We start from the raw sequence: 14,910 nt of genomic DNA on the forward strand, positions 1-14,910 counted from the left end.
CAGAGCCCGCTCCGTGCGGGCGCCGGCCGCCGCCTAGACGGCCCCCGCACCCGTCAGCGACCGCACCTCGGTCTCCGCGTGCTTGGCCGCGTCGGGGGCCTCGGCGGAGGTGACGGTGCCGAGCCAGCCCGCGACGAAGCCGAGCGGGATCGAGACCAGGCCGGGGTTCCGCAGGGAGAAGTACTGGAAGTCGACGCCGGGGAACAGCGAATCGGGGCTGCCCGAGACCACCGGTGACAGCACGACGAGCGCCACGGCCGGGATCAGGCCGCCGTACACGGCCCATACGGCCCCGCGTGTGGTGAAGTCCCGCCAGAACAGCGAGTACAGCAGCACGGGCAGATTGGCGGATGCGGCGACGGCGAAGGCGAGCCCCACGAGGAACGCGACGTTCAGGTCCCGGGCCAGCAGTCCGAGGCCGATCGCGACCACGCCGATGCCCACGGCGGCGACGCGCGCCACGGCCACCTCGCTGCGGGGCTTGACGTGCCGGCGCCGTAGTGAGGCGTACAGGTCGTGGGCCACGGCGGCCGAGGAGGAGAGCGTGATTCCGGCGACCACCGCGAGGATCGTGGCGAAGGCGATGGCGGCGACGACCGCGAAAAGAACCGTTCCTCCGGTGGAATCCGCGCCGCCACCGAGGTCGAGGGCGAGCAGTGGAACCGCCGTGTTCCCGGCCGCGTTCGACCCGCGCACGGCCTCCGGCCCGACGATCGCGGCCGCGCCGAAGCCCAGGACGATGGTCATCAGATAGAAGCCGCCGATGAGCCCGATCGCCCAGACCGCCGAGCGCCGTGCCGCTCGGGCGGTGGGCACGGTGTAGAAGCGGGAGAGGATGTGCGGCAGCCCGGCGGTGCCCAGCACCAGGGCGAGGCCGAGGCTGATGAAGTCCAGCCGGGCCGGCCAGTCACCGCCGTACTTCAATCCGGGCGCGAGGAACGCGTTTCCGTGTCCACTGCGCTCGGCGGCTGTGAGCAGCATTTGGTCGACGTCGCCGTGGAAGCGCAGCAGGACGAGCACGGTCAACGCGACGGTGCCGCCGAGCAGCAGGACCGACTTGACGATCTGGATCCAGGTGGTGGCCCGCATCCCTCCCAACGACACATAGATCACCATGAGCGCGCCGACGCCGATGACGGTCCAGGCCCGCACCGCTTCGCCCTCGCCCCCGAGCAGCAGCGCGACCAGGGTGCCCGCGCCCACCATCTGCGCCACCAGATACAGAACGGAGACGGTGACCGAGGAAGTTCCCGCCGCGATCCGCACGGGGCGCTCCCTCATCCGCGCCGCGACCACGTCGGCGAGCGTGAACCGGCCGCAGTTGCGGACCAGTTCGGCCACCAGGAACAGCACCACCAGCCAGGCCACGAGGAAGCCCACCGAGTACAGCAGCCCGTCGTACCCGAAGAGGGCGATGAGGCCGGAGATGCCGAGGAAGGACGCCGCCGACATGTAGTCACCGGCGATGGCAAAACCATTCTCCATCGGCGTGAAGAGCCGACCGCCCGCGTAGAACTCCTCCGCGGTGCCACGCCGTTTGCGGCTCACCCAGGTCGTGATCGCCAGCGTGATGGCGACGAACACGCTGAACAGCAGCAACGCCAGCCTCTGATGCTCATCCGTCATGCGGCACCGCCCTTGGCGACCCGCGTCAGCTCCTGGGTTTCCCAGCGCAGTTCGAGTGCGGCCCGGTCCCGGCGCAGCCGGGCGTGACGGGCGTAGGCCCAGGTGAACAGGAAGGTGGTGAGGAACTGCCCGAGCCCCGCGAGCATCGCGACGTTCACCGCGCCCACGACGGGCCGAGCCATCAGCCCCGGTGCGGTCGTGGCGGCCACGACGTAGACCACGTACCAGGACAGGAACACGACGACCGCCGGCACCACGAACCTCCGGTACCGACCGCGCACTTCCCGGAACGCCACGCTGCGCTGCACCTGGAGGTAGACGTCCCCCGCGACCGGCGAGGCGGCCTCGGGAGCGTCCGTACCGTCCAACTCCCCCCACCCGGCGGCGAGGGCGTCGTACCAGGGATCGTCTGAGTGCATGCCCAAGCATGGACAGAACGGAAAGACCGCCGACTCGGCTTCTCCGCGCGCTTCACCCCATCAGGTGACGAACCCCACAACAACCGACAGCCGCCGACGGCGAGAACCCCGTCAGGGGCCACCCGCACCCGACGACGAAAGTTGTACGGGCGGTGCGGGTGGGATCCCAACAATGGCCGAAGGCGAAGCCGAGGCCGAATACCGGCCCAAGCCCAGCGCAGCGGCTACGCGTCGATACGAGACCGGTCCAACGTCGCCGCCGAGTTGGAGATGAACTCCTTGCGCGGCGCCACGTCGTTGCCCATCAGCAGGTCGAAGACCCGCTCGGCGGCCTCCAGGTCGGTGAGGCTGATCCGCCGCAGCGTCCGGTGGCGCGGGTCCATGGTCGTCTCGGCCAGCTGGTCGGCGTCCATCTCACCGAGGCCCTTGTACCGCTGGATGGTGTCCTTGTACCGCACGCCCTTGCTCTGGAACTCCATGAGCTTGTCGCGCAGTTCCCGGTCCGAGTACGTGTACACGTACTTGTCCTGGCCCTTCTTGGGCTGGACCAGCTCGATCCGGTGCAGCGGGGGCACCGCGGCGAACACCCGGCCCGCCTCGATCATCGGCCGCATGTAGCGCTGGAACAGCGTCAGCAGCAGGGTGCGGATGTGGGAGCCGTCGACGTCGGCATCGGTCATCATGATGATCTTGCCGTAGCGGGCGGCGTCGATGTCGAAGGTCCGGCCGGACCCCGCTCCTATGACCTGGATGATCGCGCCGCACTCGGCGTTCTTGAGCATGTCGGTCACGGACGACTTCTGGACGTTCAGGATCTTGCCGCGGATCGGCAGCAGTGCCTGGAACTCGGAGTTCCGGGCGAGCTTGGCGGTGCCGAGCGCGGAGTCCCCCTCGACGATGAACAGCTCGCTGCGGTCTACGTCGTCGCTGCGGCAGTCGGCGAGCTTGGCGGGCAGCGACGAGGACTCCAGGGCCGTCTTGCGACGCTGCGCGTCCTTGTGCTGGCGGGCGGCGATGCGCGTACGGGCGGCCGCGACGGCCTTCTCGAGCACCACGCGCGCCTGTGCCGCCGCGTCCCGCTTGGTGGACGTCAGAAACGCCTTGAGCTCCTTGGAGATCACCCCGTTCACGATGCGCCGGGCCGCCGAGGTGCCGAGGACTTCCTTGGTCTGGCCCTCGAACTGCGGCTCCGCCAGCCGGACGGTGACGACCGCGGTCAGGCCCTCCAGGGCGTCGTCCTTGACGACGTCGTCCTCGGCGACGCGCAGCATCTTCTTGGTGCGCAGCACCTCGTTCAGAGTGCTGGTGACGGCCGTCTCGAAGCCGGCGACATGGGTGCCGCCCTTGGGGGTGGCGATGATGTTCACGAACGACTTCAGGTTGGTGTCGTAGCCGGTGCCCCACCGCAGGGCGACGTCGACACCCAGCTCGCGCGTGACCTGGGTGGGAGTCATCTGGCCGTGCTCGTCCAGGACCGGGACCGTCTCCCTGAAGGTGCCCTGGCCGCTGAAGCGCAGGACGTCGCAGACGGGCTTGTCGGTGGCCAGGTACTCGCAGAACTCGCTGATGCCGCCGTCGAAGCGGAAGGACTCCTCGCCCTTGCTGCCGCCCTCGCCGAGGCCGAACTCGTCGCGGACGACGATGGTCAGGCCGGGGACCAGGAACGCGGTCTGGCGGGCGCGCTGGTGGAGGTCGCCCAGGGAGAGCTTGGCGTCCTTGAGGAAGATCTGGCGGTCGGCCCAGTAGCGCACGCGCGTGCCGGTGCGCGTCTTGGGGATCTTCTTGGCCTTGCGCAGGCCGCTCTTGGCCTCGAACTTCGCCGTCGGGCCGTTGGCGGCGAAGGCGCCGGGAACGCCGCGGCGGAAGCTGATCGCGTGGGTGTGGCCGCTGCGGTCCACCTCGACGTCCAGCCGCGCGGACAGGGCGTTGACCACGGAGGCGCCCACGCCGTGCAGACCTCCGGATGCGGCGTACGAGCCGCCGCCGAACTTGCCGCCGGCGTGCAGCTTGGTCATGACGACCTCGACGCCGGACATGCCGGTCTTGGGCTCGACGTCGACCGGGATGCCACGGCCGTTGTCCCGGACCTCCACGGACCCGTCGTCGTGGAGGATCACCTCGATGTGGTCGCAGTAGCCGCCGAGGGCCTCGTCGACGGAGTTGTCGATGATCTCCCACAGGCAGTGCATCAGACCGCGGCTGTCGGTCGAGCCGATGTACATGCCCGGGCGCTTGCGCACGGCCTCGAGCCCCTCGAGGACGAGCAGGTGCCGCGCGGTGTAGTTGGAACCGTCCCGGTCTGCTCCTGCCAGCAGCGCTGTGGACGGCACGGACGTCTCGGCGGTCACGCGGTTCGCTCCTCGCTGAATTTCAGATGACGCCCTGGTGGGTAAGGGCGCGGCTTCGGTCGCCGTCAAGAGGGTACCGAGGCCTGGTAGAGCCGTTGTAACGCCACCCTCGTGCGAAACACAGAGTAGTCCAGGATCGCATGCTTGTTCGATCCCTCGATGGGGTGAAGTACATATCACGTTCCCTTCCAGGCATGAACCATTTAGGCTCCGGGCACGTCCTCATGAACAAACCGGCAAGCCAGCCGGGAGGACCGACCTTGACCAACAGCGCGAAACCGTAAGCACGACAGAGACGCAATACGGCACATTCGCCGCCAGACCCGGCAGCAGCCAGCCGCCCCGGAGAAAAATTTCTCTCTGGGAGAAGCCGCGAGCGGGAACGTTTTGGGGCTGGTTGGATGTTGACCCTGGTACGACAGCTCGTCGAGCTAGAGAAGAGGCGACGTGACTACTGTTCTGACCCCCGCGAGCCCGCTGACGGCCGCTGACCGCTGCGACCGCTGCGGCGCACAGGCGTACGTGCGCGTCGTCCTGCTCAGCGGCGGAGAACTGCTCTTCTGCGCCCACCATGGCCGCAAGTTCGAGCCGGAACTCAAGAAGATCGCCGCTGAGATACAGGACGAGACGGAGCGGCTGACGTCCGTTCCGGCCTCCGCGTCCGAAGAAGAGCGCTGACACCTCGCGTCCACGACGAGCCAGCTCCGGCACAGGCCGGTTGACGGGCGGTCGTCCCTGAAAGGGCAGGGGCGACCGCCCGCGCTCATGCCCCGCGGGCCCTCAGCGCTCCCGCGCCGCAGCCCGCCACCCCATGCTCCGTGCGACTTCGGACACCCGCGTGTACACGCCGGGACTGCCCGCGCGCCCACACCCGTTGCCCCAGGACACGAGCCCGATCAGCTTCCCCCGAGCGACCAGCGGCCCTCCGCTGTCCCCCTGACAGGCGTCCCGGCCCCCCAGCCGCTCCCCGGCACAGAGCATGCTGCCCGCCAGATACCTGCCGTCACCGTCGCCCGGATACGCCCGCCTGCACAGGCCGTCGGGCAGTACGTGCACGCGTGCCGCCCGCAGACCGCGCGGATAGTCGCCCGCGCCCGTGGCATCCCCCCACCCGTAGACCAGGGCCTGTGTCCCCGGCACATAGGCGGGATCGCCGGCGCGCGCCATCCCGATGACCGCGCTCGAGGGCAGCGGCCGGGCGAGGTTCACCACGGCGAAGTCACCGGCGTTGGTGTCCGTGTCGTAGTGCGGGTTCACCCAGGTGCTGCGGACCCGGATCTCCTGGCCCCGACCGGACAGCAGGTCCGAACGGCCCGCGATGACCTTGAGGTCGCGCACCTGGTCCGGCGACGTTCCCAGGACTTCCTCGCTCAGGCAGTGGGCCGCGGTCAGCACGGTGGACCGGCCGACCGCCACACCGACGCAGAACTGACCCGCCCGCGTACCTCCGAACCGGTCACGGCTGGACAGCGCCACGGCCCAGGGACTGTCGGACACATCGACCGGGAACCCGCCGACGACGACGCTGTCGGCAGCCGCAGGGGCGGCGGAGACCAGCGGTATGGCGGCCGCCAGGGCCGCCAGAACCAGCGGCCGGGCCAGGGCCCGGGCAAAGGGACGACGCATGACGCTCCTCACTCTCGGGTGATCATGGGAAACCCAGAGTGAGTCAGCTCAGCGCACCCCGCACCTGCGCATCCGCGCATCCGCGCTTTGAGCGTCGTACGACTACAACCTGGTCGCGGCGGTCGCGCAGTATGGATGTGTGAGCGCTGTGCCCGGCCTGCGTGGACGCACGTGGGCGGGGAGCGCAGTCCGGGAAATATCTTGGATCGAGATGACCCACCATGACCGTCCGCACGATCGCCCACCACCTCGGCCTGCCTGTCCGGCGCGACTCGCAGGAGGTAGCAAAGATCATCGAGGGGCTCCGCCCCACCCTGGACGACCTTCCTGACGACAAGCGGGAGCGACTCGAAGCCGAGTGGACCAAGGTCCTCAGCGAACGCCACTGGCACCGGCCCTATCTCCGTGACTGAGCGCCCCGCCCTCGGCACCGGCCGGCACACAAAGCGCCCCCGACCCGCAAAGGAGCGGGTCAGGGGCGCCTGGTGCGATCTGACTCAGTCGAGGTAGTCGCGCAGCACCTGGGAGCGCGACGGGTGGCGCAGCTTCGACATGGTCTTGGACTCGATCTGGCGGATGCGCTCGCGCGTGACGCCGTAGACCTTGCCGATCTCGTCGAGGGTCTTCGGCTGACCGTCGGTGAGACCGAAGCGCATGGAGACGACGCCCGCCTCGCGCTCGGAGAGGGTGTCGAGGACCGAGTGCAACTGCTCCTGGAGGAGCGTGAAGCTGACCGCGTCGGCCGGGACGACGGCCTCGGAGTCCTCGATGAGGTCACCGAACTCGCTGTCGCCGTCCTCGCCCAGCGGGGTGTGCAGGGAGATGGGCTCACGGCCGTACTTCTGGACCTCGATGACCTTCTCCGGGGTCATGTCGAGCTCCTTGGCCAGCTCCTCCGGGGTGGGCTCGCGGCCCAGGTCCTGGAGCATCTGGCGCTGCACGCGCGCGAGCTTGTTGATGACCTCGACCATGTGCACCGGGATACGGATGGTGCGAGCCTGGTCGGCCATGGCGCGGGTGATCGCCTGACGGATCCACCAGGTGGCGTACGTGGAGAACTTGTAGCCCTTGGTGTAGTCGAACTTCTCGACCGCGCGGATCAGACCGAGGTTGCCCTCCTGGATGAGGTCCAGGAAGAGCATGCCGCGACCGGTGTAGCGCTTGGCCAGGGAGACCACCAGACGGAGGTTGGCCTCCAACAGGTGGTTCTTGGCGCGGCGGCCGTCCTCGGCGATGATCTCCAGCTCGCGCTTGAGCTTCGGCGCCAGCTTGTCGGCGTTGGCCAGCTTGTCCTCGGCGAACAGACCGGCCTCGATGCGCTTGGCGAGCTCGACCTCCTGCTCGGCGTTGAGCAGGGGGACCTTGCCGATCTGCTTGAGGTAGTCCTTGACCGGGTCGGCGGTGGCGCCGGCCGCCGCGACCTGCTGCGCGGGCGCGTCGTCCTCGTCCTCGTCGGAGAGCACGAATCCGGCGCTCTCGGTGCCCTCGGGCTCGTCGCCGGGCTTGGTCTCCTCGATGACCTCTTCCTCGAGGACCTCGGCGTCGTCCTTCTTGGCCGTCGTCTTCTTGGCAGCCGTCTTCTTTGCGGCGGCCGTCGTCTTCTTCGCGGCCGCCTTCTTGGCGGTCGTCTTCTTGGCAGCCGCCTTCTTGGCGGGGGCCTCTTCCTCGACCGCGGGTGCGGCGGCGGGCGCCGCGGGCGTGGCGGTGGCGGTGGCCTTCTTGGCGGTCACCGTCTTCGCTGCGACCGTCTTGGTGGCGGTGCGCTTGGCCGGACTCTTCGCTGCGACGCTCTTTCGGGTGCGCTTGGGCTCCGCGGCACTGACCATCAGCGTCACACCCTCTTCCTCGAGGATCTGGTTGAGGCTGCGCAGTACGTTCTTCCACTGAGTGGCCGGAATCTGGTCAGCTTCGAAGGCCCGACGCACATCGTCGCCGGCGATCTGCCCCTCAGCCTTTCCCCGCTCGATAAGAGCCATGACAGAGACGGACTCGGCGATCTCCGGCGGGAGCGTACGGGATGTGCTGGCCGACACGAACAACCTCTCGGAACGTTGGAAAACGGCTTCCGGCCCCGTCCAGGCGGACAGGAGCCGACCACCGGCCTGGGGATTGGGCCGACGGTGCGGGCGGGGGCCGGGAAGATGCACAGCGCCTTGAACGGCGTCCGTATTCCCTCCGCGGCTGTCACCTCTTAGGTCATCGCGCTGTTTCCCCGAGTGTTACGCCCAATCCGCGTGGCCCGAGTCACATCCCGTAACCGATCAGAAGCAGTCATATCCGGACAGAAGCGGTCACTCACGGCTTGGACAACGCACTGTACGGCGATTTCGCCGCCGCGTCGCACCGTCGGACCCGCAGGATCGGGGGGATCCTGCGGGTCCGACGGGAGGGGGTGCGCAGACCGGGACCGCCACAGGAGGGGGAGGCGTCCCTGGCCGCGCCACCCTGGTGCGCGGTCAGTGCTCGCGGGGTGCGGGCACCACGCGCTCCACCTCGGGATGGACGGTGAGCAACTGACGCATGGCCGTTTCGGCGGCCGCGCCGTCGCCGGTGGCGAGGGCGTCGACGATCCTGCTGTGCTGCGCCAGCGACGTCTCGTTCGGCCGGTCACATCCGGTCACGGGGCCGCCGGAGACCTGGAGGGCGGCCGAGACGATCCCCGAAAGGTGCTCCAGCATCCGGTTGCCGGCGACCTGGATGAGCAGGGTGTGGAACTCGGTGTCGGCGCGGGAGAACGTGAGGACGTCGCCCTGCCCCATCGCATGGCTCATGATCTCGACCATGTCGGCAAGCCGCTGCTGGACGTCCTCGCGCCCGTGCCCGGCGGCGAGACGGGCCGCCAGCGGCTCGATCGTCCAGCGCAGCTCGCTCAGCTCCCGACGCTGGTCGTCGCGCTGTGGCCCGAAGGCCCGCCACTCGATGATGTCCGGGTCGAGGAGGTTCCAGTCGCTGACGGGGCGCACGCGCGTGCCGACGTTCGGGCGGGCACTGACCAGGCCCTTGGCCTCCAGGACGCGGAGCGACTCACGGACGACGGTGCGGGAGACCTCGAAACGCTGGCCGATCTCCTCGGGCACCAGCGGGCGGTCGGCGCCCAGGTCGCCGGAGACGATCATCTGGCCGAGCTGTTGGACGAGTTGGCCGTGCAGCCCGCGCCCGCGGCTGCCCGCGGCGCGCCGGCCGACCCGGCCCAGTTCCGGATCGGCGCCCTCCCAGGCGGGGGCGCCGACGCGGTCGGCGACGGGGGCCTCGGCGTAGGGGTAGCGGTCGAGTTCGCCCGGGCCGGCCAGACCGGAGTCGGTGGAGCGGGCGGCGGTCATCATGGTGTGCGCAAGGGTACTCACGGATCCTTTGTCGGCGCCGTCTCCAACTCCCTTGAGGTCTTTGGTGAAAAGCACACGAAAGGGTGATCGCTCACCCCGTCGCAATTGACGCCTTATCGGAAAGAAATGGGCTTTCCCGGGGGAGTTGTGGGCACGACAGAACTGAGAAGGCCACGAACGGTCGTCATCTGACCCTGCTCCTCAGGGTCGTGAAGAGATAGGCGCAGAGCAGCGCGGTGAGGGACAACGTCAGTGCGCCACCGACGGGTTGACCGATGACACGCGCGGCGGCCGCCAGGTAGCGCTCCCCGCCGAACGGCCACTGCGACAGGAGCACCTCCCGCAGCCGCAGCGGAAACCCGGCCGCCGTCCGCACGGACGGTCCTTCCACGACCTTCTGTACGAGCGGCACGACGACGATGGGCACCGTGACCACCGCCGCGAGTCCGGCCGTGGTGGACCGGAAGAGCCCCGCGGCGAGTACGCCGGCCCAGGCACAGCCGACGACGAGCCCGATCCAACTCGCGCTCAGCGAAAGCCAGTCGGTGGGAACTTCGGCGAGCTCCCGTCCGTAGACGAGATAGAGCACCTCGATGTCACAGCCCACGGTGAGCACAGCCAGCGCCAGGGCGGCGACGGAGGCGACGAGCAGTTTCGCGGCCAGCAGCCCCAGCCGGCGGGGGACGGTGCCGCGATCCGCCGCCAGGGCGGGATGGCGGAACTCGTCGCCGAACGAGATCGCCCCCAGCAGCCCGGCCCCGAGCGCCGCGGGCGGCAGCGGAAGCTCCTGCGGCCACGCGACCAGCAGGCGCGCATGCGACGTGTGTCCGATCCGGGCGAGCACCACGGCCGTGATGGCGGACACCACGAGCACGGCACCGGCGGTGACGAACCCCGTACCGACACCGGCTGCCCGACGGAGCTCGTAGCGGAGGGGGCGGAGGGGGGTGGGGGCGGGGCGGACGGAGATGGGAGGCGGGAGGTCGGGCAGGTCCCCGGCAGAGGAGGCGGACGGGCGCGTGTCGCCGTCCTGCGTGGAGGGCTCCTCCGCGGAGGTCTCGTGCGCCGCGGCCCCGTCCCGCTCTCCGGCTGCCTGGGGCGCCGCGGGGTCGCCGACCGCGGCCTGCCCCTTGCCCGCCTTCGACGCGGCATCGGCTCGCCGCCTGCGACCCCTGTCCGCGGCCACCTCGCCGTACGCCGGCTGCGGCCCCTGGTCGGCCCGCGGCTCGACCGTGTGTGGGTCCGCCTCGATGCCGGGCCCCATGTCCCCGATCTCGTCGGCGAGTTGGTGTACGAGGATGCCGTGGCGGTACGCGATGTCTCCGACGTCGGCGCAAGTACTCCCGTACACCGACAGGCGGTTGCCGCTCTCTCGTACGACCTCGACGGAACGGTGTGCGGTGCGCGCCTCCTTCGCGAGCAGGGTGGCGAAGCGGGAGGCGTGGGGGGTGCGGACGGCTACGCGGGGCCGCAGGCGGGTGCGCGCGAAGTCGGCGACCTCCTGGTCGGCGACGAGCCTGCCGCGGTCCAGGGTGACGACGTGGTCGGCGGTACGCGCGGCTTCCTTGGGGTCGGGCGTGGTCAGCAGGACCGTGCCGCCCTGAGCAGCGTGTGCGCGCAGGGCACCGTGCAGCCAACGGCGCTCGCGGGTCGTCAGCCCGTCCGCGGGGTCGTCGAGCACGAGCGTGTGCGGGTCGGCCAGCAGTGCACAGGCCAGACCGAGGCGGCGGTCCATGCCGCGTGAGAGGGTACCGAGGCGTTCGTCGCGCAGACTGACGAGGCCGACCACCTCCAGGACCTCGTCGGCGCGCCGGGCCGGAACTCCGGCGGCGGCGCACAGCATGCGCAGATGACCGCGCACCGTGCGCGCCGGGTGCCCGGGAACGTCGCCCAAGAGCACACCGACTTCCCGCGACGGATGCGCCATGCGATGCAGGGGCCAGCCTCTGAAGAAGGTGATGCCACGGCCCTGTTGGAGTTCGAGCATGAGTCTGAGCGCCGTCGTCTTGCCCGCCCCCGCCCCTCCGAGCAGCGCGGTGACGCGGCCCGCGCGAGCCTCGAAGGACACGTCGTCGAGCGCGGGGGGAAGCTCCTTGCGAGGGTTGCTGGTCAGTCCGATCGCCTCGATCACCCGCAGCAAGATAGCGCGCTATGTCCGTTTTTTCGGGTAGGGCAAGGCGCACTGCGCGGGCGGCCATGGGCTCGATCTGCCCGGTCGGACGCGTGTTCCCCCTTCGGCCGCGAACCCGGGAAGGGTCGGACGACAACCCGACCGGCGTTGCGCCCCTGCCCTCGGATCAGACCTCGGGGCGCAGCATCGGAGGGTTGAGCAGCGTGGCGCCGCCGGCCCGGAAGAGCTGGGCGGGGCGACCGCCCTGACGGGTGGTGGTGCCGCCAGTGGGGACGAGGAAGCCCGGTGTGCCGGTCACCTTGCGGTGGAAGTTGCGCGGGTCGAGCGCCACACCCCACACCGCCTCATAGACCCGGCGCAGCTCGCCGACGGTGAACTCGGTCGGGCAGAACGCCGTGGCCAGCGACGAGTACTCGATCTTGGAACGGGCCCGCTCCACACCGTCGGCCAGGATCTGCGCATGATCGAAAGCGAGCGGCGCGACCGGCTCGCCATCACGGCCGTAGCCGCCCTGCTGCAACAGTTCGTCCACCGGCGCCCAACGGGCGTTGCTGGCGTCGCCACCCGCCCGGGGAGCCGGCAGATCCGGGGCCAGCGCGAGGTGGGCGACGCTGACCACCCGCATCCGCGGATCCCGCTTGGGGTCACCGTAGGTCGCGAGCTGCTCGAGGTGGGCACCGTTGTCCTGCGCCGGGACGGCGGGGTCATGGGCGCGCAGCCCGGTCTCCTCCGCCAATTCTCGCGCGGCGGCCTGCGCCAGATCCTCGTCGGCCCTCACGAACCCGCCAGGCAGTGCCCAGCGCCCCTGAAAGGGGGGTTCGCCCCTGCGCACCGCCAACGCGCACAGGGCATGGCGGCGCACGGTCAGCACGACCAGGTCCACGGTGACGGCAAAGGGCGGAAAGGCTGACGGGTCGTAGGGCATGCGGCGATCATAGTCGTCTGCCTGACGATAAACACTCCCTTCGCCGAGCCCGTCGACGGTTGATCCAATTCGGCCCGGTATGAGCCTCACCGTCCTCCCCTCGTCTCGTCCACGCCGCGTCATACGAGGTCACGCTCGCAATTGCAGCCCTCCGGCCGCTTCCTCGACCATGGCGAGTCCCAGCCGGCTGACGCGTACGGAGAAGGGGGCGCCGGCCACCCGAAGTCCCCTCAGAACGATCTCGCCCAGGGGCGCACTGCGCATGGGCCGCAGCGTGACCGTCCCCGCCGGGGCGTCCGGGCGGATCCCGGCGAGCGTGGTCAACACGAGCACTCCGGCTGCCGCCGCCGTGGCCGCGGGACGGCAGGCCGCCGGGTGCGGGAGGGGAGCGCTGCCTTCGGTGCGCCGCTCCCCCGCGTACATGTCGGGCAGCCGGTGGCCGAACGCCTCTGCGGCGGCCAGTACGCCCCGCAGCAGTCCGCTCGCCTCCTTCTCGTAGTCGGCTGTGGCAAGGCCGGACACGGCGATCGCCGTCTCGTGGACCCGCACGGCACCGCTGCGGTGACCGAACGGGTTGTGTCCCGCCTCCTTCGTGCTCAGTCCGCACAGACCCCATCCCGAGTCCATCGCCGGGCCGCCGAGCAGCCGGGCGAGTTGCTCGGTCTGCACTTTGTCGAGCAGCCCGGGGGCCTGTTCTCCTCCGCCCAGCAGACCGGTGTCCAGCAGGTGGACGGCGGTGGCACCCAGATACGGCACGGGACGGCCGTCCGGGGCCCGGGCGGCCGTGGGCCTGCCACCCCCCAGGTCGTCGATCCAGAACTCCGCGCGGAACGCCGTCCGCAGCGCCCCGGCCCAGTCCCGCAGCTCGGCACCGCCCGGTCTGCCACAGGCGTCGAGCAGATCGGCGCCGAGCAGCGCGGCACGGTGGGCGTGGGCCTGGGTCTCGCAGCGGACGGGGCCGCCGGGCTGCGGGTCGGGCAGATACGTGCCGTCCCCCACGGTGGTCCGCAGCCAGGTCAGGCATCGCTCGGCGGCCGGGAGGAGCTCCTCGGTCTCGGACGCGGGTAATCCCCAGCGGCGGGCCTCCGCGAGCAGCGCGGGGAAGAGCAGCGTGGCCTCCGTGCCCGTACAGCCCGGCGGCAGATACAGGCCCGCGTCCCGTCTCGGTCCGGGGATCATGCCGGACTGCGTTCCCTTGCCCCGGAGTTGGGCCCGGGCGAGGGTGCGCAGTGTGCCCGCGGCGAGTCGGGTGCCCAGCGGCAGCGCCATCCGGGCCGCGGCGAGTGCTTCGGCCGGGGCAAGGCCGCAGCGCCAGGGCACCCCGGCGGCCAGGTGGGTGTCAGAGGGGTGGGCGGGGTCGCGCAGGAGGAGGGCCTGAAGGTCGTCGACGCTCGTCCTCAGCAACGCCTCCACTCTGGGATCGTCGCCGGCCGCCCTCGCGGGAGCTAGCGGACTGGTCGCGGCCCGGCCGGCGGCGCGCACAGGCCCGGCTCCGTCGGGACGCACGCGCAGTTCGATGCTCGCGCTGTCGCCGGGGGACAGCGCGAACTCCCAGCGCAGAAGCCCTGCCGAGGCCAGTGCGTCGGTGGGCGGTGGGTCGGCCGTGACCGTCGAGTTCCCTCTGGCGGACGACCACCGCAGGCCGGAGTCGTGAACGCTGGCGGGGAGTTCCGGTCCGGTGTTGCCGCACGCGATGGCACCGAGGTCGGCCAAGTCCGTGGCCAGGGCGACCTCGACCGGCAGACGCAGGGGGCGAACGGCCGCGCTGCGCAGCGTGATCCGCTCGGTGCCGTCCGCGTGACGGGTTCGCTCGACGACGACGTCCGGATCGGGGCCGGCCTGCGGCGAGCTGCGCAGGGTGCCCACGAAGCGGACACAGTCGGCGCCGGTCATTCTGGCCTGCACCGCGAGCGGTTCACGTCCGGCCACGCGAATCTGGCAACGCGAGAGTACGCGTCGACCCGCGCGGTAGATCCCGTCGAGTCCCTGGCCGGTCAACTGGCCTTGGTCTGTGGAGATTGCGAGGCCTGGGAGGGCGACGCAGATCAAGGCGTTGTGGGTGGGCGGTAGGGCGGGGGATCGGCCTGCGGTAGGTGGTGGGGTGGGTGCCGGAGTCCTGCCTGTGGTTGTTGGTGGGATGGGCGCCGGAGTTCTGCTTGTGGTTGCTGGTGGGTTGGGTGCCAAAGTTCTGCTTGTGGCTGGTGGGGTAGCTGGTGAAGTGGATGCGCTTGATGGGGTGGGTGATGGGGTGCGTTGAGTTGGTGGTGGGATCTGATGCGCGGGCGACGAGGGTGACGGACGTGAGCTCGTCGGCCTTGTGGGCTGCTGGGGGAGCTTGGTGTGTCGCCGCTGCGGGTCGAGGCGAGCGTCCTGATCTGGCGTTGGCCAGCAGGCTGGGTGTGGGGGTTGGTCCGGTGGTCGGGTAGCGGTGGCCGACGGCGGTTGTTGCTGGTCCGTTGGTCGGTTGGCTGCCGCCGATGGGGGTCGTTGCCGGTCCTCCGAGGGTGACGGG

General features: G+C 70.4%; 11 protein-coding genes. 2 read left to right on the forward strand and 9 right to left on the reverse strand.

Annotated features, from left to right (window positions below):
• Nucleotides 1–33: 33 nt before the first annotated feature.
• The 3 genes from IM697_RS33995 to IM697_RS34005 all read right to left on the reverse strand — a co-directional run bounded on the left by IM697_RS33995 (nucleotide 34) and on the right by IM697_RS34005 (nucleotide 4,393).
• Nucleotides 34–1,626 (reverse strand): solute symporter family protein, encoded by a 1,593-nt coding sequence (locus IM697_RS33995; protein ID WP_194039920.1) that lies wholly within the window; start codon nucleotides 1,624–1,626, stop codon nucleotides 34–36.
• A complete protein-coding gene (locus IM697_RS34000; protein WP_194039921.1) occupies nucleotides 1,623–2,045 on the reverse strand; it encodes a DUF485 domain-containing protein in 423 nt (140 codons plus the stop codon). Before IM697_RS34000 ends, IM697_RS33995 begins: the two co-directional genes overlap by 4 nt.
• 224 nt (nucleotides 2,046–2,269) lie before the next feature.
• Nucleotides 2,270–4,393, reverse strand: a complete 2,124-nt coding sequence (locus IM697_RS34005) for a DNA gyrase/topoisomerase IV subunit B (protein ID WP_194039922.1) — start codon at nucleotides 4,391–4,393, stop codon at nucleotides 2,270–2,272.
• Between the two features lie 447 nt (nucleotides 4,394–4,840).
• Between IM697_RS34005 and IM697_RS34010 the strand changes: the two genes are divergently transcribed.
• A complete protein-coding gene (locus tag IM697_RS34010; RefSeq protein WP_030945102.1) occupies nucleotides 4,841–5,071 on the forward strand; it encodes a DUF7455 domain-containing protein in 231 nt (76 codons plus the stop codon).
• 102 nt (nucleotides 5,072–5,173) lie between these two features.
• Here IM697_RS34010 and IM697_RS34015 read toward each other — a convergent pair whose 3' ends face one another.
• Nucleotides 5,174–6,019 carry a serine protease gene (locus IM697_RS34015; RefSeq protein WP_194039923.1) on the reverse strand — a complete coding sequence of 282 codons (846 nt, stop codon included), beginning with the start codon at nucleotides 6,017–6,019 and terminating at the stop codon, nucleotides 5,174–5,176.
• A 221-nt stretch (nucleotides 6,020–6,240) separates the two neighbouring features.
• Between IM697_RS34015 and IM697_RS34020 the strand changes: the two genes are divergently transcribed.
• Nucleotides 6,241–6,432: a hypothetical protein gene (locus IM697_RS34020; RefSeq protein WP_194039924.1), complete on the forward strand. Its 192-nt coding sequence runs from the start codon at nucleotides 6,241–6,243 to the stop codon at nucleotides 6,430–6,432.
• An 84-nt stretch (nucleotides 6,433–6,516) separates the two neighbouring features.
• On the opposite strand, the gene IM697_RS34025 is transcribed toward IM697_RS34020, so the two are convergent.
• The 5 genes from IM697_RS34025 to IM697_RS34045 form a co-directional block, all read right to left on the reverse strand.
• The gene (locus IM697_RS34025) at nucleotides 6,517–8,052 is read right to left on the reverse strand and encodes an RNA polymerase sigma factor (protein WP_194039925.1); all 1,536 of its coding nucleotides are present in this window, start codon (nucleotides 8,050–8,052) and stop codon (nucleotides 6,517–6,519) included.
• Nucleotides 8,053–8,475: 423 nt separating this feature from the next.
• On the reverse strand, nucleotides 8,476–9,363 hold the full coding sequence (locus IM697_RS34030) for a FadR/GntR family transcriptional regulator (RefSeq protein WP_194039926.1): 888 nt from the start codon (nucleotides 9,361–9,363) through the stop codon (nucleotides 8,476–8,478).
• Nucleotides 9,364–9,526: 163 nt separating this feature from the next.
• Nucleotides 9,527–11,473, reverse strand: coding sequence for an ATP-binding cassette domain-containing protein (locus IM697_RS34035; protein ID WP_194039927.1), 1,947 nt, complete (start codon nucleotides 11,471–11,473; stop codon nucleotides 9,527–9,529).
• 166 nt (nucleotides 11,474–11,639) lie between these two features.
• Nucleotides 11,640–12,398, reverse strand: a complete 759-nt coding sequence (locus IM697_RS34040; protein ID WP_031486391.1) for an NUDIX hydrolase — start codon at nucleotides 12,396–12,398, stop codon at nucleotides 11,640–11,642.
• A 129-nt stretch (nucleotides 12,399–12,527) separates the two neighbouring features.
• Nucleotides 12,528–14,444: a glycogen debranching N-terminal domain-containing protein gene (locus tag IM697_RS34045; RefSeq protein ID WP_194050000.1), complete on the reverse strand. Its 1,917-nt coding sequence runs from the start codon at nucleotides 14,442–14,444 to the stop codon at nucleotides 12,528–12,530.
• Nucleotides 14,445–14,910 lie beyond the last annotated feature (466 nt).

This window comes from Streptomyces ferrugineus, from assembly GCF_015160855.1.
Classification (GTDB): domain Bacteria; phylum Actinomycetota; class Actinomycetes; order Streptomycetales; family Streptomycetaceae; genus Streptomyces; species Streptomyces ferrugineus.

Bases quoted from the DNA above. Each gene is read 5' to 3' on its own strand.
- IM697_RS33995 (WP_194039920.1), bottom strand. From the start codon at position 1,626: ATGACGGATGAGCATCAGAGGCTGGCGTTGCTGCTGTTCAGCGTGTTC.
- IM697_RS34000 (WP_194039921.1), bottom strand. From the start codon at position 2,045: ATGCACTCAGACGATCCCTGGTACGACGCCCTCGCCGCCGGGTGGGGG.
- IM697_RS34015 (WP_194039923.1), bottom strand. From the start codon at position 6,019: ATGCGTCGTCCCTTTGCCCGGGCCCTGGCCCGGCCGCTGGTTCTGGCG.
- IM697_RS34020 (WP_194039924.1), top strand. From the start codon at position 6,241: ATGACCGTCCGCACGATCGCCCACCACCTCGGCCTGCCTGTCCGGCGC.
- IM697_RS34040 (WP_031486391.1), bottom strand. From the start codon at position 12,398: ATGCCCTACGACCCGTCAGCCTTTCCGCCCTTTGCCGTCACCGTGGAC.